Below are 20,063 nucleotides of genomic sequence, written 5' to 3'. Positions count from 1 at the left end.
CCGAGTGGCCGTCGATACACCACTCCAGCGGACGTAACCGGAGACAGTCTCACTGTCTCCCGCTCTTTCTCGCTGTTGCGCACTGATCGCGTGTGAGGGGCGTGTGGGTCACACCGCAGCGTTCCTGATGATCGTCCGAGCGTGGTCATAGAACCGTGCCCGGCTGCCATCCAAGCCGCTTCTGTCGGGCATGCTGGTGTCGTTCACCATGGCATCTGCAGAGTCGGCAGCCCAGTACCCGTGCACCTCGAAGACCTCATTGGCGCATTCCCGTAGGTAAGCGTCTGGCATGACCTCGATCACGGGCAGCGCATCGTCATGGTGCTTGCGCACAAGCGTTAGGCACTCGTCATACAGCTCAGCTGCGTCGACGTTGACTGCCTCAGCAGCTGCCCCGGCTTTGACACGGAAGTCATGGAGCATCTTGGAGATGGCCGTCGCCGTCGCGATCACCTGGTCTCGCACTCGCTGCTCCTCGGCAAGCTTTGACTCGTGGCGTCGCCTGGAATCTTCCTGCTTGTCAGCGTGGTCTTGCCTTGCCTTCTCCGTGCGGCTTGTGTAGTGGTGAGCCGTCCACGCCGCTAGAGCCGAGCTGATCAGGACAGCCCCAGCAGATATCAGTGCCGTGACCCACTGGCTGTCTTGGACGACGGTTGTCGTCACCCCACCAGCCTTCGTCGTTGTGGTCTTTGTGGCGCAACCAGCCAGGAGAGTCACGAGGATGAAGGGCGCTACACGCCTGCCGGATGTTCGCATGGTCGGTGACTGTAGCGCCCTGACGGGTAATCAGTGAGGGCCGATGTCCCACCCCATCGTTTTTTCGATCTTCTTGTTGTTCTCCGCTTCGCTGTCGTCGACGACGCCTGCATAGCGGCGGTGGATCACCTCTGGGGAATTGGCGCGGGCGCCCGCGAGTAATAATCAAGACCTCTGGATCGTTGAAGTTATCGTCTGATGCTCCGATGCCATCGGATCTCGCCTTCATGCCATTCGTCGGTGGGGGTGAGCCCGGCGGCAGTGGCGACAGCGGCAGATGCCCGATGTTCGGGGTGGATGTGGGCGATGACGGTGTGCACCGGCTGCCGGCCGAGCCAGGCGACGAGTCCCCGGGCTGCTTCGGTGGTGATGCCTTTGCCCTGCCATGGAGTCCCCACCACCCAGGCGATCTCGGCGATGGGGCCGCGGCCGGAGGGGCTGACCGTCGCCTGAACTGTGCCCGTCAGGCAGGACTCGTCACGAAGCTGGATTACCCAGTTCAGCCAGGACACGGTCGGATCGGGAGAGCCCGCGATCACGCGCTGGTAGCGCGAGCGCAGGGCTTGCGGCGTGTCCGGCGTGCCGCCGATGAACGTGTGCAGGGCCGGATCGGACAGCACAGCGGCCATCTCCTCCGCGTGTTCGAGGTGCAGCACCAGCAGGTCCAGCCTGCTGGTGCTGATGGCCTGGGCCGCGAGGGTGCTCACGCTGCGACCGCCTCGGGGCGTTCGACGAGCTGGCCGTGTTCGAAGCAGGCACCTGCCCGGACAAGGGCGACGAGGTGGGGTACGTTCACGGCCCGCCAGCGCTGCTGGGCGGATTCGACGAGCTTGAAGACCACGGCCAGGGCGGCGGTGCGCGAGCCGAACCTGCGGGTGACCTTGGTCCGCAGCCGGACGGTGGAGAACGTGGACTCGATCGGGTTGGTGGTCCGCAGGTGGATCCAGTGCTCGGCGGGGAAGTCGAAGAACGCCAGCAGCTCGGCCTCGTCGTCGGTGATCTTCTTGACGGCCTTGGGGAACTTCGCACCGTAGAGCTGGGCGAACGTCTTGATCGCTGCCTGCGCGTGCTGCTTGTCCTCGGCGTTGTAGATGTCCTGGATGGCCTTCTTCGCGCCCGGCTGTGCGGACTTCGGCATGGCATCGAGCACGTTTGCGGTTTTGTGAACCCAGCACCTTTGCTCGCGGGTGTCGGAGAACACCTCGGCCAGTGCCTTCCAGAAGCCCAGGGCCCCGTCGCCGACCGCCAGGGCGGGGGCGCGCATGCCCCGGCGGGCGCAGTCGCGCAGCAGGTCGGCCCAGGATTCGCCCGATTCGCGGTAGCCGTCCTTGAGCGCAACGAGTTCCTTCGAGCCGTCGGCACGCACGCCGACCAGGACGAGCACGCAGGCTTTAGCTTCCTCCAGGCGAACGTTGAGGTGGATGCCGTCGGCCCACACGTAGACGTAGTCCACCTCTGCAAGGTCGCGGTCCATGAACGCGGCGTAGTCAGCCTGCCACTGCTGCGTGAGCCGGGTGACCGTTGCCGGGGAGAGCCCGGCCGAGCTGCCGAGGAACTGCTCCAGCGCGGGCACGAAGTCGCCAGAGGACAGGCCGTGCAGGTAGAGCAGCGGCAGCACCTCGCTGATCTTCAGGGACTTGCGGCGCCACGGCGGCAGGATCGCCGAGGAGAACCGCTTGCGCTCACCCGTGGCTTCGTCGACGCGTTTGTCGTTCACCCTCGGCGCCTTGACCTCGACGACCCCAGCCGCCGTGGTTACCTTGCGCGGCTGGTGGTAGCCATTGCGCACGACCAGGCGGTGGCCCTTGTCGTCTCGCTGTTCGGCCAACTCGGCTATGTAAGCGTTCACTTCGGCCTCCAGCGCGGCGGCCAGCATCCGCCGTGCGCCCTCGCGGACGATCTCGTCGATTAGAGAGGAGCCGTCGGCGTTCACTACGCTGAGCACGGGCATGCCTTCCCGACCCGCGCGGCAACGCGGGCCTACTCGATGCCAGTCAATCGATCACTCGGGAAGGTACGCCCTTCGCGTGTGTCCTCCCGAGCCGATCCATAGGTAATGAGCATTGCTCCCTGAATACCCATGCTCGCCCGCACCGGCACCGCACGGCTCCGGGAGCCTCGACGCCTGTGATTCCGTCTGTTCTCCGCGGCCGCCCAGCTCGTCACCACCGGCCGCCGCAAGATCCTCCGCCTCGTCAAGCATTGGCCCTGGACCGGCGAGATTACAGGCGCCCTCGAACGACTCGCACTCCTGCCAAACCCCGGCTGACCGGTAACGTCCACCGTCCCGACGACAACATCATCCGTCCCGGGCAGCGGAACCCGGCGCCCACACGACAGCCGGGCCGCCAGCCTACCGTAAGCTCCGGAAAGCGAAAGGGCCCACCGACTCCGTCGGCGGACCCTCATACAAGATCGAGGCTAAGCTGTCGGAGCGCTCCGATACCCTTGCGAGCATCTCAGTGCAGGCGGGCACACGGACGACCCGTCGCTAGGAGGATCGACGTGACTCAACCACCGTTGCCGATGGATGTTCCGCAAGTGAAACGAGCGGCTAACACCACCACATTCGTGGACAACATGCGGCTTCCAGTGCACCGGTGGTTCCGATACAGCGCTGGTTTCTCAGCCCAGTGGGCTGCGACGGTGATTGAGGAGTCCGAGGCGAAGCATGTGCTCGACCCCTTTGGTGGCTCTGGCACCACCGTCATTGCTGCCGAGACAGTTGGAGCTACTGGCGTCGGCGTCGATGTGCACCCGTTCGTCACCCGCATCGCGAAAGCCAAGCTCGCATGGCGAGCCGATCCCGACGTTCTCATCAAGCGCGCCGACGAGGTTCGACTTGAGGCTGGAAAGGGCAGCCCCGTAACGGAGCCGTCCTCGCCATTGATTGCTAAGTGCTTCCCTGACCGGGAGGCCCTACTTGACTTGCTGCGTGTACGCGATGCGATCGAGCGCCTCCGAGTTGGGGACGAGTACGACGAGCTGCTATGGCTGGCGTTGGTGAGCATCATTCGTGCCTGTTCTCCTGCTGGGACCGCACAGTGGCAGTACGTGCTTCCAAACAAGACGAAGAGCCGTGTCGCGGAGCCGCTTTCGGCATTTGAAGCTCGCGTCGAACTCTTCGCGCAAGACATGTGGGCAATGGGCTCTAGGAGATCAGCACCCGAGGGGCAGATCATGGAAGCCGATGCCCGGACTCTGGAGGGTGTCCCGGATGGATGGGCAGACCTCATTGTCACGTCGCCGCCCTACGCGAACAACTTTGACTATGCCGATGCGACGCGACTGGAGCAATCGTTCCTCGGCGAGATCGTCGGCTGGGGCGATTTGAAACCGCTGCGAAAGAAGCTGATGAAGTCAGCGACCCAGCACATGGGCGGCTGGGACCCTGCTGAGGCGCTAGAGTCGCCGCTGCTGGAGCCGATCCGTAAAGAGCTGCTGGCCGTCTTTGCTGAGCTGGCGAAAGTCAGGAGCACAAAGGGCGGGAATAAAGCCTACGACCTCATGGTTGCGGGCTACTTCTTGGACTCTGCGAAAATCTGGCACGCGCTCCGGCGGGTAAGCGCGCCAGGCGTAAAGGTTTGCTACGTCGTTGGGGATTCAGCCCCGTACGGCGTTCATGTGCCGGTCGAGCGCTGGCTTGGAGAGCTCGCACTCTCGGCCGGGTTCAACGAGTGGCGCTTCGAGAAGGTCCGCGACCGTAACACGAAGTGGAAGAACCGGAAACACGATCACCCTCTTCACGAGGGTCGCCTTTGGATTGAGGGCTGAATATGGCGACAGCACCGGGTCACCTCCTCGGGCAGATCATCGGCAACGTCATAGAGGAAGCGCTGGAGCCGGTCCTCCAGGACATCGCCGACCGTCATGACTTGTACCTAGACAGCAAAGGTCCTCGCCCCGGAGTGCGCTCCGGCGCGCTGGTTACATGGACCGACGACTTGGGGAACAGCCACGACCTTGACTTCGTGCTGGAGCGCGGAGGCGGCTCCAGAAAGGCTGGAAATCCAGCGGCTTTCATAGAGGCGGCATGGCGGCGGTACACGAAGCACTCTAAGGCTAAGGCGCAAGAGATTCAGGGAGCTGTGCTCCCAGTGCTTGCGAAATGGAATAACGTTAAGCCGACGCCTGCTGCGGTGGTGGCTGGACAGTGGTCAGCGCCGTCCCTGCAGCAGATGCGGTCAAGCGGATTCGTGGTGCTGCATCTCCACTTCCCGACCACGACGAAGGTCTTCCGCGATGCTGATATAGATATTGAGGGACTCGGTGAGGGCACGCCAGACGACTTCTGGCAGGAGCAGTGCGACGCTTATACCAACAAGACCTACGCTGAGAAGCGGGGGTTGGCGACTGCGTTGCGCACCGCTCACGCTGACGAGTTCCGCGACTTTGTCACCGAGCTGGAGCGCCGCGTCGTGAGGAGCATTGATTACGTCATCGTCACTCCGTTGCACGGAAACGGCAAGCAATACGTTTCCGTGCAAGATGCTATTCAGGCTGTCAGGTCCTACTCCTGCGGTGTGGAGGCTGTTCCGTTCCTGCGATTCGAGATCCGGATCGCGTACACGAATGGAGACGTCATCCAGGCCACATTTGGCACTTCGGCCGACGCAGTTGATTTCCTTAACACCTTTGTTTGACCGATCCTTTTAGGTGGACGTTTCGTTCTCGGCGCGCTCGCGCAGCGCCTCTCTGATGACCTCGGCACCCTCGGTGCTAAGCAAGACGAGACTTTTTTGCAAGCCAGACTTCGAAACTCCAGTGCGCTCCTGGCGCTGGCCAATGAATGGGAATGGGACGCCATCTTTTACTTCTAGCACGATATCGAAGGGAATCACCCATCCGAAAGAGTAGAGCCCGCCGGGCCAAGGCGCCTCGCATCGATTCTTCGGCGTCCGCGGTTCTTCAGTGATAACTGCCTCGGCAATATACCCCTTGCCACCCATCCAGATGAAGATGCGATCGCCTTTCTTGGCTCTCGGTGCACGACGATGGCCGGGGATGCCGTACAGCCCGATCTCGCGGCAGAGAGTCCAATTGCGTGGGGATTTGCGCGAAATGGTACAGACGTAGAAGTTGCTCGCGGGCTCCACCGCGTCCCTGCTCAGCGGCATCTCGTCTGCAGTCATACTCATAATCCTAGCTCTGATCTTTCGCGGCAGCTCGCCGACGAAGTCGGCGGCCTGTTTCTCTTTGATCCTGGACCTACCTCGAACCTATCGCCCCGCAGTGGATCCAGGCTGAGCGGGGTGGTCCCTCGTCGGTCGGGCAGCAGTAGCCGCACCTGGGTTCTTCGGGGGGCGCCAAGGCACACCGCGGTGACCCTTTGGGCTTGGTCTTGGCGCCCCCCGAAGAACCCAGGTGCGCCCCTTGGGGTGGCCGGCCGGCGGGGGACTGCCCCCCGACCCACTCCGCCAGCCCTACCACTCACACGCCTGCAGACGAACGATCCCGGCTCTCTTGGAGGGGAGGGCCGAGGTTTGGGGCAGATCCCCAAGTGAAGCTTCCCCTTGATCGTGGACATCTGGAGACTGGGATCTTGAGGTTCCAGAGGAAATAGCGCCAGGTGGGAAGCAAGTACGCGAAGCGGTACACCGAGGAGTTCAAACGGGATGCGATCGCGCTCGTCTACTCTTCGGGCAAGACAGTCACCGCCGTCGCCCGGGAGCTCGGGATCAGTTCCGAGTCCCTGCGCGGCTGGTATCGCCGGGCGAAGGCAGACCGGGGCGAGGGCGATTCCGGTGAGCTGGCCAGCGCCGAGCGCGAGGAGCTCAAGCGACTGCGCAAGGAGGTCCGCGAACAGCAGCAGACGATCGAGATTCTGAAAAAAGCGACGGCCTTCTTCGTGAAGGAAAAGGGCCGGTGAGCGAGCTGTACCGGTTGATCCATGCGGAGAAGGCGACGTACCTGATCGTCCTGTTGTGCCGGGTGCTGAAAGTCGCCCGTTCCTCCTACTGCGTCTGGCGCGAGGGTGAGGCCGCCCGGCGTAAGCGGCAGGCCATCGACGATGCGCTCGCGCACGAGATCACCGTGCTGCACATGGTCTCCTGCCACACCTACGGTGTCCCACGGATCCATGCCGAACTGCGCCGCCTGGGCCGGCAAGTGAACCGCAAGCGCGTCGCCCGCGTAATGCGTGGGCGCGGCGTCAGCCGGCGCAAGAGGCGTTCGTTGAGCCGGCCCGACGTGAAGGCGAAGCCCGCCCCGGACCTGATCGTCCGTGACTTCCATGCCGAGCGTCTCGGAACCAGGCTGGTCGGTGACATCACCTACCTGCCCACCTCCGAGGGCTGGTTTTAGGGTCTGATGCAACTTCGGGTGACAGGTTCGGTCACGCGGCTTGGAGGGCCGGCGTGGTCATGACGGTCTCGAATTCGATAGGGGTCAGTCGGCCGAGTGTGGCTTGTCGACGGCGTCGGTGGTAGGTCCGCTCGATCCAGGTTACGATCGCGATCCGGAGTTCTTCGCGGGTGGCCCAGACGCGGCGGTCGAGGACGTTCTTCTGCAGCAGGCTGAAGAAGGACTCCATGGCCGCGTTGTCGCCGGCCGCCCCGACTCTTCCTATCGATCCGGCCATCCGGTGACGGTCGAGCGCCCGGACGAACTTCCGGGAGCGGAACTGGGTGAGTTCAACCGGTCGATGCAACACCGGCTTGTTGAAGCGATCGTAGTTGCTCATCGAAGACTTCGGCAGGCGTCTTCCATCCGAGGATTTTTCGTGGCCGGTTGTTGAGCTTGTGAGCGACGGCCGCGAGATCGTCAGCCGACCAGCGTGACAGGTCGGTGCCCTTGGGAAAGTACTGCCGCAGCAGACCGTTCGTGTTCTCGTTCTTCGGGCGCTGCCACGGTGAGTGCGGGTCAGCGAAGAACACCCGCGTGCCGGTGTCCAGTGCGAACTGCGCGTGGCCCGAGAGCTCCTTCCCTCGATCCCACGTCAGGGTCTTGCGCAACTGGTCGGGCAACATGGTCATCGATGCCGTGAGTACGGCGTTCATCACGAGGGCCCCGTAGCCGCCGAGGGCCAGCCCGTTCTTCAGGTACGGCTTCTCGCCCCAGCCCTCCAAGCAGGGCAGATGGACCAGGAGCGTCGAACGACTGCTGCGCTCGACCAGCGTGCCGATCGCGGACCTGCCCGTCCCGATGATTAGGTCGCCTTCCCAGTGCCTGGGCACGGCACGGTCGTCGGCTTCGGCGGGGCGCTCGCTCAGGACGACGTCGGTGGTGACATGCCCCTGGGGCTTGTTCCGTGACCTGGCCCTCGGCTCCCGCAGCGCTCGCCCCGTTCGGAGACAGGTCACCAGTTCACGCTTGAGCGCACCACGCCCCTCGATGAACAGCGACTGGTAGATGGCCTCGTGACTGATGCGCATGGACTCATCATCGAGGAAGTCGACCTTCAGCCGATGCGCGATCTGCTCCGGGCTCCACGCCGTCGACCACCGTCGGTCCTGACGGCGGGGCTTGTTCAACCTCTTCCACGGTGGTGTCCTGGGGCCCAACACGATCCTGCCGTCAGGCCTGCGAACGTTCCCGGCAAGCCGGTCCCGCACGTACTCACGCAGCCGCTCGTTACCCACCAGCTTCGCCGACTTCGGACGCTTCGCGGCCTGCTGTGCCTTCCACTGCGCCACGACGGCCCGGTAGATCGGCTTCCCGCCCCTGGTCGCAGCGTTCCGGCGCAATTCACGAGAAACGGTCCCGGGATCGCGGCCGATCGTGCGAGCGATCTCGCGCACGCCCTTGTCCTGTGCCTTCAGCAGCGCGATCTCCTCACGCTCGGCAAACGACAGGTACCGGCCGGCGGGCTCGTCCAGGCTCAGCGGCGTCATCCCGCCAGCGTGCCGAAACCACCGGATCCCGACCGGAGCCGACACGCCCACACTCTCCGCGGCCTGGACCGTCGTGACACCCGACGCGATCACACGCCAGAACTCCCGCAGCACAGCGCGCGACGGCTCCGGACGCCCGGGCGAGCGCATCGGCGCCCGCATCGCCCGATCCGCAGCCCACTGCCGTCGCGCCCCAGCCGGCGCCTGCGGCATCAACTTCCCCGGTCGTCCCACCCAACACCTCCCTGATCAAGGTGTTGCGACGACTACTTGAATTCGCCCTGCGATCCGCGATCGCTGTGCAGAATGCACCCATCGACGTCTCCACGCCGGGCCACGGCGTTGTCCAGGGCGGCCACGGCCAGGCGGGACTTCATCCGCTCGTCGATGGAGTAGCCCACGATCCTGTTGCTGAAGGCATCCTTGACCGCGCAGAGATAGAGCTTGCCTTCGCCGGTGGCGTGCTCGGTGATGTCGGCGAGCCACAGCCGGTTCTCACAGGTCGCGGTGAAGTCACGGCGGACCAGGTCGTCGTGCACTGGCGGGCTGGTCTTCTTGCCCTTGCCGCGCTTCTTGCCGAACACGCTCCACCAGCAGTTGTCCCGGCAGATCCGCCATCCGGTCCGGTCCGCCATCACGGCCCCGGCGCCGCGGGCTTCGTCGGCCAGGAAGCGGTAGCCGAACTCTGGGTCGTCACGGTGCGCGTCGAACAGCGCGTTCGCGCGATACGCCTCCTCCAGCACGGCATCGGTCACCGGCTGGTCCAGCCAGCGGTAGTAGGGCTATCCTGCGAGCTTCAGCACCCGGCACGCAACCGTGACGGGCACCCCGTCCCCGGCCAGCTCCTTCACGAGTGGGTAGATTCTTTTCCCGGCAGATGCGCCTGCGACAGATAAGCCGCGGCCCGCCGCAGAACCTCGTTCTCCTGCTCCAGCAGCTTGATCCGCCGACGCGCTTCCCGAAGCTCTGCGCTCTCCTGGCTGGTCGTTCCGGGCTTGGTCCCGTCGTCGATGTCCGCGCGACGCATCCACTTCCACAACGTCATCGGATGGACTCCGAAGTCGGTGGCCACCTGCTCGACCGTCACACCCGACCCGCGGTTCCTCGCGACCCGCACGACGTCCTGGCGGAACTCTTCCGGATATGGCTTGGGCACAGCGACATCCTTCTCACCCACCCCACAGGGCAAGCCAGATCAGATGTCACCCGATCGTGCGGCAGACCCGACTGCGGAACTCTTCGGTCGCCGCGATGACGTCTTCGTACCTGATGTCGCCAAGCCCCATACACCGAAGGCTAGTCGGACAGTATGACAATCCATGCGGCACGTGAACCTTCCCGCCGGGAATCACGCCGATCACACCGCACGAGGACCGCCGACCGACATCCGTCGGCAGTGGCCCTCCGTCCCTCAAGCGGGGCTGGGATGGAAGATCTCGTATCCGCCGATCCGACGTCGGATGATGTGCGGCTCACCCACGCGGACCTCGTCCGCGTACTGCCAGGTGGCCCGCCCGTCGGGCGCCCCTGGGCAGCGTCGGCCGCCCCTTGTCGCGCACGCCGGCATGGAACATGGCCGCAGCCACGGGTGCGGGTCGGGGGCCGGTGCTTACCTGGTGGGTAATTGACCCCGTCGATCTCCGGGCGACACGGTGGGTGAGCACTCGGACACGTCTGTGCCCGGCCGTGGGCGCCGGGTGAACACCCCTGTGATCGATCGGGAGTACCCACGATGACCACCAGAATCAGCCCCGGCGCCCCGGCGCCCTCCCCGCCCGCGCCGGCGGAGGGGAGTCCGGCCGCGCCCCACCGGCTGGTCCTGCCGACCGTGCTGGCCGGCGTCTTCATCACCACCCTCGACTTCTTCATCGTCAACGTCGCCCTCCCCTCGCTGCAGACCGACCTGGGCGCGGGCGCCTCCGCCGTCGAGTGGGTGGTCGCCGGGTTCGGACTGGCCTACGGCGTGGGTCTCATCACCGGCGGGCGGCTGGGCGACCTGTACGGGCGCCGCAGGATGTTCCTGCTGGGTCTGGGCCTGTTCACCGTCGCCTCGCTGCTGTGCGGCGTCGCCCAGTCCGGCGGCTCGCTCGTCTTCGCCCGGGTGCTGCAAGGTCTCGCCGCCGCCTTGATCGCCCCGCAGGTGCTGGCGCTGCTGAGCACGGTCTTCACCGGGGCCGCGCGCGTGAAGGCGTTCGCGGGCTACGGCCTGGCCATGGGGCTCGCGGCCGTGTTCGGGCAGCTGATCGGCGGTCTGCTGATCGAGGCCGACGTCGCCGGGTGGGGCTGGCGGTCCTGCTTCCTGGTGAACCTGCCGGTCTGCCTGCTGATCATGGGGCTGACCCTCAAGGTGGTCCCCGAGTCGAAGGCCGGGGGCCGTCCGGGGCTGGACGTCGTCGGTGTCGTCGTGGTCACCCTCGCGTTGGTCGCCCTGGTGCTGCCGCTCATCGAGGGCCGCGAGGAGGGCTGGCCGCTGTGGACCTGGCTGTCCTTCGGCGCGTTCGCGGTGCTGATGGCCGCCTTCGTGGCCATGGAGCGGTCCATCGGCAGGAGGGGCGGCTCGCCCCTGGTGAACATCCCCATGTTCGGCGACCGTGCCTTCGTCGTCGGACTCGCCTGCCAGCTGGTCTTCTGGATGGGCCAGGCGTCCTTCTTCCTGGTCCTCGCCCTCTACCTGCAGGCCGGCCGCGGTCTGAGCGCGCTGGAGGCGGGACTGCTCTTCGCCGCCCTCGGCGCCGGTTACCTGTACACCTCGATGAACGCCACCGGGTTCGCCGCCCGGCTGGGCCGTCAGGTGCTCGCCGTCGGCGCCCTGCTCATGGTCGTCGGCCTGGTCGTCATCGGCGTCACCGCCGGCCGGCTGGGCACGGGCGGCCACACCGCGTGGCTCGTCCCCGGACTGGTGATCGACGGCGCCGGCATGGGTCTCGTGGTCGCCCCGCTCGCCTCCACGGTGCTCGCCCGGGTCAACCCGCGGTACGCGGGTTCCGCTTCCGGCGTGCTCACCACCGGCCTGCAGATCGGCAACTCGATCGGGGTCGCGGTGATCGGCGTGATCTTCTACGGCGCACTGGGCGACCGGCCCGACGCCTCGTCCTTCACCCACGCCTTCGACCGGGGGATCGTCTTCCTGTGCGGGGTCGCCGCCGTCCTGGCCCTGCTGGTCCAGGCGCTGCCCCGCACGAACGCTGTTCCTCGTGCGCGGCCCGCTCCCGCGGTTGTGTCCGACGCCGAGGACGATGCAGGGTGATGAGATGACCGAGGTGCAGGAAAGCCGGCAAGTAACCCGCCCGGTGGGCGACTTGATGCGTCTGTGGCGGGAGCAGCGGGGCTACAGCCAGCTCGCCCTGGCCACCCGGGCCGAGATCTCCGCGCGTCACCTCAGCTTCCTGGAGACCGGGCGGTCCAAGCCCAGCCGGGACATGGTCCTGCGTCTGGGCCGGCAACTGGGTCTGGCTGTGGGCGAGCAGAACCAGCTGCTGCTGGCGGCCGGTTACGCGCCCTCCTACACGGACTCTCCCCCGGACGTCGCCGGGATGTCGCCCGTGCGTGGTGCGCTCCGTCAGATCCTGGACGGCCACGAACCCTTCCCCGCCCTCGTCGTGGACCGCAACTGGAACGTCGTGCTCGGCAACAGCGGCTTCCAGCTGTTCGCCGAGGGCGCCGCGCCGGAGTTGCTGCGGCCCCCCGTCAACGCGCTCCGGCTGGCGGTGCACCCCGAGGGCATGCGGCCGAGGATCATCAACTTCGCCGACTGGCGCGCCCAGTTGCTGACGCGCCTGCGGCGGCGCGTGGAGCTGACCGCCGAGCCGGGCCTCGCCGAGCTGTACCGCGAGCTGTGTGCCTACCCGGGCGGTGGCGAGCCGACCCGGCCGCCGCGCACCGACCAGGCCGACCTCACGCTACCGTTGCGGCTGCGCCACCGGGGCACGGAGCTCTCCCTGATCTGCACCATCGCCACCTTCGGCATGCCGCTCGACGTCACCGTCGCCGAACTCGCCGTCGAGGTGTTCCTGCCCGCCGACGGACCCACCGGCGAGCTGCTCACCCGCCTGCACGCGTCCGCCCCCGCCGGGCCGGACCCGGCGGGGGCGGCGCGGGACGCCGCGGGACGCGGTCAGGCCGCCTCGCCGGGCGCCGGCACCACGTAGGCCGGTGGGATGGGTCGAAGTACTGGTGGTCGGAGACGATTCGGCCGCCGTCGCCGTCCAGCGTGGCAAAGCCGAAGCCGAAGCCGAAGTCGACGGCCTCCGGCTCACCCATGGGTGCCGGCCATCACCCAGTCGAAGCGTGGCGTGTCGGGCCGGCCGGGCGCGTCGGCGAGCTGCTTCGTTCGAGGCCGCCACCGTCCGGTGCCGCGCCGGACGGTGGCGGCACGGTTTCCTTGTGGGCGGCCGGCAGGCCCAGGATGTCGGGTCGGCACCAGGGTGCGCCGGTCGTGCCGGCTCAGCGGGCCATCCAGTGGTCCATCTCCCGCGCCCGCGTGTCCAGGGTGGCGACGACGGTGGCCGACGCGGGCCGGACGGGGCCGGGGACCTGTACGTCGTGGCGGACGCCGCCGAGGACATGGTCGACCTCCGGTTCGGGCATCCTCACCTCCACGACAGCCAGGCCTTCGTGCCGTTCGTGCGTGGTGTCCCGCCGGTCCGCTCCCGTCCCGGGTCGGGGCGATGACGCCGGAAGGAGCCCGTTCCGCATGTCCCTGTGTGTCTTTCCGCAGGTCAGTCCCCCCGGCGCCGCTCGCGCTCACCGGATCGCGAAGGTCGGCCGGTCGACGGCGTTGTGGGAGTGTGACGGTTCAGGCGTCGCAGGACCGCAGCAAGCCGGACACGGCAGGCGCATACTGGGGGCAATGACAAAGTCTGCTGCACCCAAACGCCATTTGCCCACGAGCCCCTTCAAGGCCCCGGTCGCGCTGCCTCCCAAGCAGTTCGCCGTGGGTGACCAGGTCACCCACGACATGTACGGCCTCGGTCGGGTCACCGGTATCGAGGAGGGGATCGCCGCGGTCGTGAACTTCGGCTCGGAGGAACGGCGGATCCTGAGCCCGTACTCCAAGATGACCAAGCTGTAGGACCGCTGTGCCCGGTCACGGCACGCCGGGTCCCGCAGGGACTCGTAATGAATGGGAGCCCCCTCATCGATCTGACCTTGCAGTTCTCCGCCCTGGAAGGGGCGCCTCGCCCTGCTTCCCCGGCAGCGCCGCCTCCGACGACACGTCCCTTCCACGCCCCGGACTTCGGGGACGACGAGTACCTCCGCCTGCAGGACGGTCCGGGACCGGTCCCGGACGCGGGTGCGGCACGGCCGTAGCGGGGGGAACGTCCTCTGCGCCTGGCCGGGCGGCACCGGAGGTGACCGGGTTCACCCGCTGGAAAGCAGGTGGATCCGGGGCACGCGTCGGCCGTCTTCAGCTCGACTCGCCCTGCCGCTGCCGGACGCGTGGCCAGTTGCCGGACAGCGGGAGCGGCCCCGGAATGCCGAGGTCACGTCACACGAGCGCGTAGGACGCGTAGGTGTCCGGTCTCTTCTGGTCCCGGCGTTCGGCTCTGGCCCGGCGCCACCGGCTCCGTCCCGTGAGGCCGGTCGCCGCGTAGGAGCCGGCGGCTCCCACGATCACGCCTGCCAAGGCGGATAGCTGCTCCCACACCGTCGGTCCCCCATGTCTCACCCAGGACGGTCAGGGACACGGTGCCGCACTCCGTGACTTCGGGGTGGACGGCATGTTCCCGATCTCGTACTGAATGTCCGTCCGTCGGTCGGCTGCTGTCGGCTCGCGTGTCCTGCCGGGGCGGGGTGTTCTTGACGCGGAGGCGTGCCGGTGCCCCGGTCGGGGTGGTGTCGGGCGTTCGAGTGTGAGGGACGAAGGCCATGCACATACCTGGGCCGATATCCGGGCGTCGGCGTCGTGCCGCGGTCGTCGCCGCGGTGGTGGCCTGTTCGACCGCGTTCACCGGGCTGGGTCCCACCGCCGCCGACGGCGGGCCGGCACCCTCGGTGCCCACGCCGGAGCTGGACTGGAGACCCTGCGTCCAGGGCAGTCCGTTCGACTGCGCCACCGCCGAGGTGCCGCTGGACCACCGCGACCCGGGCGGGCGCACCATCGAGCTGGCGGTCGTCAGACGGAAGGCCACCGGGCCCGGAGCGCGCGTCGGCACCCTGTTCTTCAACCCCGGCGGCCCCGGCGGTCCCGGAACGGTGCAGATGCCGCAGAACTACGAGTCCTTCCCCCAGGAGGTGCGGGAGCGGTTCGACATCGTGAGCTGGGATCCCCGCGGGGTCGGCAACAGCACCGCGGTGAACTGCTTCGCGAGTCCCGAGGAGGCCGCCGCCTGGGACGCGGGCAAACCGGCGGGATTCCCGGTGGGCGAGAAGGAGCGGGCCGTCTACACCGCCGCGTACAGGGATCTCGGCCGGCGCTGCGAACGGCGCGACCCCGAGTTGCTGCGTCATGTGTCGACCGCGGACACGGCCCGCGACCTCGACCGGCTCCGCCGGGCGGTGGGTGACCCGCAGCTCACCTACCTGGGGATCTCCTACGGCACGTTCCTGGGCGCCACCTACGCCAACCTCTTCCCCGACAGGGTCCGCGCGATGGTCCTCGACAGCGACTGGGACCCGGAGGCGTGGACGAACCACGGCTCCGACGAGGAGCCCCGGTCCACGGCCTTCCTGCGGATGGGTGCGGACCGCACGGCGGCGGCGACCCTGGAGCAGTTCCTCACCCTGTGCGGGTCCACCACCACCGACCGGTGCGCCTTCTCCGCCGGCGGCCCGGAAGCGACCCTGGACAAGTACGACGAGCTGATGCGGCGGCTCCGGGCGCGTCCCGTGGGCGAGTGGACGTACGCCCGTACGGTCTCCGACATCGTGAGCGGCCTCTACATCGTCCACCCCGGGTGGACGAACCTCGCCGGCAGGCTGCAGGACCTGTGGCGGGGGCGCGTCCCCGGGCCGTCGGCGCTTCCGCCCGCCCCGCCGGTCCCGGATCCGAATCCGTACGTGGGTGAGGAACAGGCCGGTGCGGTGTTCTGCGGTGACAGTCCCCATCCGCGGGACCCCGCCGTCTACCCCGTCCTGGAGGAGGCCGCCGCCGCCCGCGCGGGCGACGCCGGGCGCCACTGGACCTGGGCGTCCGTGGTGTGCACCGACTGGCCGGCTGTGGCGGCCGACCGCTACCGCGGACCGTGGGACAGGCCGACGGCGCATCCCGTCCTGGTGGTCGGCACCACGTACGACCCCTCGACCCCCTACTCGGCAGCTCGGGCCATGGCCGGCGCACTGGCCGACGCCCGTCTGCTCACCCACAGCGGGCACGGGCACACCGCGCTGTTCAACCCCAGCGGCTGCGTCAACGAGTACGAGAGCCGCTACCTCGTCGACGGCACCCTTCCGCCGCCCGGAACGACGTGCCGGCAGGACACGGCGCCCTTCGCCACGCCCAAGCCCCGCGGCGGCGTGGACACCGGTGGGGGCGGGACGGCCGGCGGCGTCCTCGGCCGGCCGTAGTCCCGCGCCCGCCCCGGCCTCGCCGGCGGACGGCCCGGCCGGGTGTCACGCGGGTCCCTGGGTGCCCGGCCAGGTGGCCGTCACCAGCCAGTGGCGGGCCGTGAGGCGTACGCCGTCCTCCGTCTCGTACGCGCGGAAGGCGTCGGCGGCGGCCTGGCGGGCGCGGGCGACGCCCTCGGGGGCGGCGTCGCGCAGCCAGTGGCGCATCGGGCCCCAGCCGAAGAGGAACGTGGCGGCGTCGGTCGCGTCCGTGCCCCATCCTTGCGGCGCTTCGAGCGGGGTGACGGTGATCGCGTCGAAGCCGGCGTCGCCCAGGACGTGCCGGGTGCGTGCCGGGTCGGCGAAGGCGGCGGGGCCCGTCTCCGTCTTCTCGGAGAAGTCAGGCAGGGGGACGTGCTCGGCCACCGCCGCGAAGATCACTGACTGGTCCATGCGGTCGACGGACTGCGGACAGACGAAGGCCAGGCGTCCGCCCGGACGCAGGGCGCGTCCGATGTTCGCGAACGCGGCGACCGGGTCGGCGAAGAACATGATGCCGAAGCGGCTCAGGGCGACGTCGAAGGCCGCGGGCTCGAACGGGTGCACCTGGGCGTCGGCCTGGAGGTAGGAGACGTTGGTGAGGTGGTCCGCAGCGGTGCTCGCGCGGGCCCGTTCCAGCATGGGGGCCGACAGGTCGACGCCCACGGCGTGGTCCGCGGTGCGGGCGGCCAGCCTGGTCAGGTGTCCGTTGCCGCAGCCGATGTCCAGGACGCCGTCCGTGTCCCGGATGCGGGCGGCGGACAGGAGCGGGGCGTTGACGGGGTCGTTGAGGGCGTCGTAGCGCGACTGGTGGTCGGCCCAGTGCCGGCCTTCGTAGCCGTTCCACGCCTCGGACTGGTGGGTGTTCACGATCCGGTTGTCGGCCATAGGGCACATGGTGCCCTGCGAGGGCGTCCCGCGGGGCCCGTCGGCACACTCGCACGACTGCGATCGTTCGTCCGGGTTCGCGCCGGAGGCGGTCGCCGCGGTGCTCACGCTGCACCACCGGGTGGTGCCGGCGACGGTGGGCTGCGGGGAGGTCGACGACGCGATCGACCTGGACGTGGTGCGGGGGAACCGCGGGTGCTGCCGGACACCGGTGATCTGATGCTGAGCAACTCGTTCGGGTTCGGCGGGCACAACGCGGTGCTGGCGCTGAGGCGGGTGGCGTAAGCGGAACCGACGGACACAACGCGGTGCTGGCGCTGAGGCGGGTGGCGTAGGCGGAACCGACGGGCACAACACGGCGCCGACGCCGAGACTGGCGGCGTAGGCGGAGCCGGTGGGCCGCGTGCCGTCCTCGTGGCGGTGGTGTGCGGGCCTCCGGCTCCGCGGGCGGTCAGGCCGAGCGTTTGCGGGACGGGGTCTTCTTCGAGGGTGTCTTCCCGGCCGTGCTCTTCGCCGTCGTCTTCTTCTTCCCGGTCCGGCTCGTCTTCGACGTCGGCTTGCGCACCGGGGACGCCGTCTTCTTCTCCGCCTTCGACGTGGACTTCCTGCCGCCGGTCTCCTTCGGGGACGAACGGGTCGTCCCGCGCTGCGGCGACCGCTTGACCTCCGGCTCGCCGCGGACCGCGCGGACGCTCCGCTCCAGGGCCGTCGTCAGGTCCAGGACCTCGACGACGCGCTCCGGTTCGGGCACCTCGGGCAGGGCCTCGCCGGAGATCTTGGCGGCGACGACCTCCTCCACCGCCTCGCGGTACTCGTCGCGCAGGTCCTCCAGGCCGACCTCGCTGAGGGCGTCCACCAGGTCGTCCGCGAGGTTCAGTTCCTTGTCGTGGAGGGTGACGTCCGCGTCGGGGGCGATCCCTTCGGGGCCGCGGACCTCGTCCGGCCAGAGCAGACCGTGCAGGGCGATCGCCTCGCCGACCACGCGGAGCATGCCCAGGCGCTCCCTGCCCCGCAGCGCGAACTTCGCGATGGCCACCCTGTTGCCGCGCTTCAGGGCCTCCCGCAGGAGCGTGTACGGCCTGGCGGCCGGTGCCCTGCCCGCCGCCAGGTAGTACGCGGCGCTCATCTGGAGCGGGTCGATGCTGTCCTCGGGGACGAAGGTGACGATCTCGATCGTCCTGGCGGTGGGGATCGGCAGGTGGGCCAGGTCCTCGTCGGTGATCGGGATGATCGTGCCGTCCGCTTCCTCGTAGCCCCTGCTGATCTCCTGGGCGGTGACCTCGCGGTCCTCCAGCTCGCAGAACTTGCGGTGGCGGATCCGGCCACCGTCCTCCGCGTGGATCTCGCGGAAGGGGACCGCGTGGCTCTCGGTGGCGTTCACGAGCTTGATGGGGATCCTGACCAGGCCGAACGAGATCACGCCGTTCCAGATGGATCTCATGTGCAGCACCTTTCCGGTCCGGCCGTCCGCCGATCACGGTCGGATTTTTGTCACACTTTGCACGAGATTCTCATCTTATGGTGTTCCTCGCCGAGAGGACGGCGGGGCGGCCGGTCACAGCCGGGCCCAGGTGTTCCGGTCCCGGGCCATCGCGTGCAGGGCCTCCGTGTCGGCCGGTTTCAGGACTCCGCCCGTACGGGTCAGGGTCTCCACGTCGGCGTCCGTCAGGACGCGCACCTCGCGGGGCGGGTCCGGGACCGTCACGGCCGACGCGCCGACCAGGACGAGTACCGGGCGGACCTCGGCCGTCAGGGCGTGGGAGGCGCGGTCGGCGTCGGCCCGGACCCTGTGCAGCAGAGGGCGCGGTTCGTGGCGGCCCAGGGCGACCCGGGGGTCGGCGACCGTCACCCGCTGCCGGTGGGCGTACAGGGCGTGGACGGCGTACAGGCCGCCGGGGCCGATCAGCAGGTGGTGGATGCGGTCGCCGCCGGGGAGCGGGATCGAGTGCAGGGTGTGCCAGCCGGCGCCGTCCATGCGGTCCAGGGCATCGCCCACCGTCCGCTCCGCGGTGAGCGCCCTGCGGCGCGGGTCGGGGCGGAGGCGGCGGGGCGGGCCGGGATCGCGGTCGAGGTCGATCAGCAGGGCCTCGCCGGGGCGGTTCGGCGCGAGGTCGTCGTCGGGGTGCAGGGACAGACGTGCCAGCTCGGCGGGGGTGGGGACCGGGGGCGGGCCGACCGAGACCGGGCCGGTGAGGAAGGGGCCCAGCGCGGTGAGCACGTCCTCCTCGTGGTCCTCGCCGAGCAGGTTGACCCTGGCCGTCTCACGGTCGTACCAGGCGAGGTTCCGGCCGTCCGGGAGGCGGACGTACAGCCTTTCCCGGCCGTGCCGCCAGGTCGGTATGACGCGCAGCCCGTCCATGCATCATCACCTCACGTCCATGGGAACAGGCGGGTGCTCCGGGGGCAAGAAGGTGGTTACCTTTGAGAGGAGTTGGGCGGTGAGGGTGGGGAGGCGCCGTTGCGTACCCGCAGGAGGCAACCCGACGTACCGGCTCCGGACAGCCCGTGGAACGAGATCGTGCCCGGCCTGTGGATGGGCGGACACGAGTTCCGGGTCCTTTCCGGCCGGCTGGAGTTCGCCGTGGTGAACCGGCAGTTCGATCTCGTGCAGACGCTGCTGCGGCTCCCCGGGCACGGGCCGGATCCCGGGGTCGAGCACCAGGTGTGGCCGATCCCCGACGGGCCGCTGGACGGGACGCAGCTCGCGGGCGTGATCCGGCTGGCCGAGGCGGCGTGCGAGGCACTGGACGGCGGCCGTACGGTCCTCGTGCGCTGTTACCACGGGTACAACCGCTCGGGTCTGGTGGTCGCGCACGCGCTGGTACGGCAGGGCAGGACCGCCGAGGCGGCGATCCGGCTGATCCGCTCCCGCCGCTCGCCCTGGGCCCTGCACAACGACCTGTTCGTCGACTACCTCCGTGCCGGGCTGCCCACGGCGCGGCTGCTGGAGGAGCTGGCGGAGTAGGCGGGGCGGGCGGTGCCGTCCCGATGGCGCAGCAGGGCGGGCGGGCACGGAGGGCCGCTCCTAGTGTGGCGATAAGTCACCTTCGACCCGTTTTCTCC

At 68.5% G+C, this 20,063-nt stretch carries 20 protein-coding genes and 3 pseudogenes; 11 read left to right on the top strand and 12 right to left on the bottom strand.

The features are described from left to right. Window positions 1–108 precede the first annotated feature (108 nt). From ACFV5H_RS12270 to ACFV5H_RS12260, 3 genes are all read right to left on the bottom strand, one after another. On the bottom strand, window positions 109–663 hold the full coding sequence (locus ACFV5H_RS12270) for a hypothetical protein (RefSeq protein WP_385194406.1): 555 nt from the start codon (window positions 661–663) through the stop codon (window positions 109–111). Window positions 664–944: 281 nt separating this feature from the next. Continuing rightward, window positions 945–1,463, bottom strand: a complete 519-nt coding sequence (locus ACFV5H_RS12265) for a GNAT family N-acetyltransferase (protein ID WP_385194403.1) — start codon at window positions 1,461–1,463, stop codon at window positions 945–947. Further along, window positions 1,460–2,707 (bottom strand): IS256 family transposase, encoded by a 1,248-nt coding sequence (locus ACFV5H_RS12260; RefSeq protein WP_385194400.1) that lies wholly within the window; start codon window positions 2,705–2,707, stop codon window positions 1,460–1,462. Before ACFV5H_RS12260 ends, ACFV5H_RS12265 begins: the two co-directional genes overlap by 4 nt. A gap of 123 nt (window positions 2,708–2,830) precedes the next feature. Between ACFV5H_RS12260 and ACFV5H_RS12255 the strand changes: the two are divergent. The 3 genes and pseudogenes from ACFV5H_RS12255 to ACFV5H_RS12245 form a co-directional block, all read left to right on the top strand. Next, a pseudogene (locus tag ACFV5H_RS12255) lies at window positions 2,831–3,025 on the top strand (IS1380 family transposase); the annotation flags it as partial. Between the two features lie 302 nt (window positions 3,026–3,327). After that, complete coding sequence (locus tag ACFV5H_RS12250; protein ID WP_385194398.1) at window positions 3,328–4,530, top strand: DNA methyltransferase; 1,203 nt, start codon at window positions 3,328–3,330, stop codon at window positions 4,528–4,530. A 2-nt stretch (window positions 4,531–4,532) separates the two neighbouring features. After that, window positions 4,533–5,399 (top strand): hypothetical protein, encoded by an 867-nt coding sequence (locus tag ACFV5H_RS12245; protein WP_385194395.1) that lies wholly within the window; start codon window positions 4,533–4,535, stop codon window positions 5,397–5,399. A 9-nt stretch (window positions 5,400–5,408) separates the two neighbouring features. Here the strand turns inward: ACFV5H_RS12245 and ACFV5H_RS12240 are convergent, their stop codons facing one another. Beyond that, window positions 5,409–5,888 (bottom strand): hypothetical protein, encoded by a 480-nt coding sequence (locus ACFV5H_RS12240; protein ID WP_385194392.1) that lies wholly within the window; start codon window positions 5,886–5,888, stop codon window positions 5,409–5,411. 437 nt (window positions 5,889–6,325) lie between these two features. Here ACFV5H_RS12240 and ACFV5H_RS12235 point away from each other — a divergent pair, with 437 nt between their 5' ends. Together ACFV5H_RS12235 and ACFV5H_RS12230 are read left to right on the top strand one after the other, a co-directional pair. Beyond that, window positions 6,326–6,625 (top strand): transposase, encoded by a 300-nt coding sequence (locus ACFV5H_RS12235; RefSeq protein WP_385194389.1) that lies wholly within the window; start codon window positions 6,326–6,328, stop codon window positions 6,623–6,625. Continuing rightward, the gene (locus ACFV5H_RS12230) at window positions 6,622–7,059 is read left to right on the top strand and encodes an IS3 family transposase (RefSeq protein WP_385194386.1); all 438 of its coding nucleotides are present in this window, start codon (window positions 6,622–6,624) and stop codon (window positions 7,057–7,059) included. The genes ACFV5H_RS12235 and ACFV5H_RS12230 overlap by 4 nt, the downstream gene beginning before the upstream one ends. A 31-nt stretch (window positions 7,060–7,090) precedes the next feature. Here the strand turns inward: ACFV5H_RS12230 and ACFV5H_RS12225 are convergent. The 4 genes and pseudogenes from ACFV5H_RS12225 to ACFV5H_RS12210 all read right to left on the bottom strand — a co-directional run. Continuing rightward, window positions 7,091–7,384 (bottom strand): annotated as a pseudogene (locus ACFV5H_RS12225) (IS3 family transposase); the annotation flags it as partial. 4 nt (window positions 7,385–7,388) lie between these two features. Continuing rightward, a complete protein-coding gene (locus tag ACFV5H_RS12220; protein WP_385194384.1) occupies window positions 7,389–8,801 on the bottom strand; it encodes an IS30 family transposase in 1,413 nt (470 codons plus the stop codon). A 53-nt stretch (window positions 8,802–8,854) separates the two neighbouring features. After that, entirely contained in the window at window positions 8,855–9,343 is a 489-nt protein-coding gene (locus ACFV5H_RS12215; RefSeq protein ID WP_385194381.1) for a transposase, read from the bottom strand. Between the two features lie 92 nt (window positions 9,344–9,435). Further along, the gene (locus ACFV5H_RS12210) at window positions 9,436–9,744 is read right to left on the bottom strand and encodes a transposase (protein ID WP_385194379.1); all 309 of its coding nucleotides are present in this window, start codon (window positions 9,742–9,744) and stop codon (window positions 9,436–9,438) included. Window positions 9,745–10,320: 576 nt separating this feature from the next. On the opposite strand from ACFV5H_RS12210, the gene ACFV5H_RS12205 reads away from it, so the two are divergent. Both ACFV5H_RS12205 and ACFV5H_RS12200 read left to right on the top strand, forming a co-directional pair. Further along, window positions 10,321–11,835 (top strand): MFS transporter, encoded by a 1,515-nt coding sequence (locus ACFV5H_RS12205; protein ID WP_385194376.1) that lies wholly within the window; start codon window positions 10,321–10,323, stop codon window positions 11,833–11,835. 4 nt (window positions 11,836–11,839) lie between these two features. Continuing rightward, complete coding sequence (locus ACFV5H_RS12200; RefSeq protein WP_385194374.1) at window positions 11,840–12,736, top strand: helix-turn-helix domain-containing protein; 897 nt, start codon at window positions 11,840–11,842, stop codon at window positions 12,734–12,736. Window positions 12,737–13,031: 295 nt separating this feature from the next. Here ACFV5H_RS12200 and ACFV5H_RS12195 read toward each other — a convergent pair whose 3' ends face one another. After that, complete coding sequence (locus ACFV5H_RS12195; RefSeq protein WP_385047693.1) at window positions 13,032–13,175, bottom strand: hypothetical protein; 144 nt, start codon at window positions 13,173–13,175, stop codon at window positions 13,032–13,034. 262 nt (window positions 13,176–13,437) lie between these two features. Here ACFV5H_RS12195 and ACFV5H_RS12190 point away from each other — a divergent pair, with 262 nt between their 5' ends. After that, a complete protein-coding gene (locus ACFV5H_RS12190; RefSeq protein ID WP_385047691.1) occupies window positions 13,438–13,659 on the top strand; it encodes a CarD family transcriptional regulator in 222 nt (73 codons plus the stop codon). Between the two features lie 797 nt (window positions 13,660–14,456). Continuing rightward, window positions 14,457–16,094, top strand: a complete 1,638-nt coding sequence (locus tag ACFV5H_RS12185; protein WP_385194371.1) for an alpha/beta hydrolase — start codon at window positions 14,457–14,459, stop codon at window positions 16,092–16,094. 45 nt (window positions 16,095–16,139) lie between these two features. On the opposite strand, the gene ACFV5H_RS12180 is transcribed toward ACFV5H_RS12185, so the two are convergent. Next, complete coding sequence (locus ACFV5H_RS12180; protein WP_385194369.1) at window positions 16,140–17,000, bottom strand: class I SAM-dependent methyltransferase; 861 nt, start codon at window positions 16,998–17,000, stop codon at window positions 16,140–16,142. Between the two features lie 85 nt (window positions 17,001–17,085). Between ACFV5H_RS12180 and ACFV5H_RS12175 the strand changes: the two are divergent. Further along, window positions 17,086–17,285 (top strand): annotated as a pseudogene (locus ACFV5H_RS12175) (3-oxoacyl-ACP synthase); the annotation flags it as partial. Window positions 17,286–17,451: 166 nt separating this feature from the next. Here ACFV5H_RS12175 and ACFV5H_RS12170 read toward each other — a convergent pair. Together ACFV5H_RS12170 and ACFV5H_RS12165 are read right to left on the bottom strand one after the other, a co-directional pair. Then, window positions 17,452–18,450, bottom strand: coding sequence for a Ku protein (locus ACFV5H_RS12170; RefSeq protein ID WP_385194367.1), 999 nt, complete (start codon window positions 18,448–18,450; stop codon window positions 17,452–17,454). Window positions 18,451–18,555: 105 nt separating this feature from the next. Continuing rightward, complete coding sequence (locus ACFV5H_RS12165; RefSeq protein ID WP_385194364.1) at window positions 18,556–19,359, bottom strand: nuclease-related domain-containing protein; 804 nt, start codon at window positions 19,357–19,359, stop codon at window positions 18,556–18,558. Between the two features lie 99 nt (window positions 19,360–19,458). On the opposite strand from ACFV5H_RS12165, the gene ACFV5H_RS12160 reads away from it, so the two are divergent. Continuing rightward, window positions 19,459–19,965 carry a protein phosphatase gene (locus ACFV5H_RS12160; RefSeq protein WP_385047676.1) on the top strand — a complete coding sequence of 169 codons (507 nt, stop codon included), beginning with the start codon at window positions 19,459–19,461 and terminating at the stop codon, window positions 19,963–19,965. Window positions 19,966–20,063 lie beyond the last annotated feature (98 nt).

It is taken from the genome of Streptomyces sp. NPDC059787 (assembly GCF_042732315.1).
Lineage (GTDB): Bacteria > Actinomycetota > Actinomycetes > Streptomycetales > Streptomycetaceae > Streptomyces > Streptomyces atrovirens.
The sequence above is the reverse complement of the archived record's forward strand: the minus strand, read 5'-3'. Positions and strand labels throughout refer to the sequence as shown.